This window comes from Flavobacterium columnare NBRC 100251 = ATCC 23463 (assembly GCF_002530675.1).
In the GTDB taxonomy this organism is placed as follows: Bacteria; Bacteroidota; Bacteroidia; order Flavobacteriales; family Flavobacteriaceae; genus Flavobacterium; species Flavobacterium columnare.
This window is the reverse complement of sequence record NZ_PCMX01000157.1, coordinates 344-919: the sequence shown is the minus strand read 5'-3', so window position 1 is coordinate 919 and position 576 is coordinate 344. Positions and strand designations below refer to the sequence as shown.

The following is a 576-nucleotide window of genomic DNA, read 5'->3' as shown; positions in this document are numbered from 1 at the left end:
GTTCCAGCAGGCTTAACATTAAATGCCGATGGTACGATTACTGTAGGCGCTACCACACCAAGTGGCACATACCAAGTAGAGTATCAAATCTGTGAGAACGGAGCAACTCCAGTAAACTGTGATAAAGCAATTGCTATAGTAGAAGTTAAAAATGATTTACTAGCTAAGGATGATAATTTAGGTACTATTGCTACCTCAGCCACAACAACTACTGCCGCAGGAAGCGTTTTAGCGAATAATGGAAACGGAGCCGATACGTTAAACGGTGTTGCTGTAACCACAGCCAACACAGATGTAACCCCTGTTACAACAGGTTCTATTCGTATTGATGCAGATGGTAATGTAACGATCCAGCCAGGTACACCAAGTGGTACTTACACGATTCCTTATACAATTTGTGAAACAGGAGCAACTCCAGTAAACTGTAAAACAGCCAATATAACTGTAGAAGTTAAAAACGATTTACTAGCTAAGGATGATAATTTAGGAACCGTAGCGACTTCTGCTACAGCAACTACTGCCGCAGGAAGCGTTTTAGCGAATAATGGAAACGGATCCGATACGTTAAACGGTGTT

1 pseudogene is annotated in these 576 nt (G+C 41.7%); it reads left to right on the top strand.

Annotation, left to right across the window (positions count from 1 at the left end):
- A pseudogene (locus tag B0A78_RS14635) lies at positions 1–576 on the top strand (hypothetical protein); the annotation flags it as partial.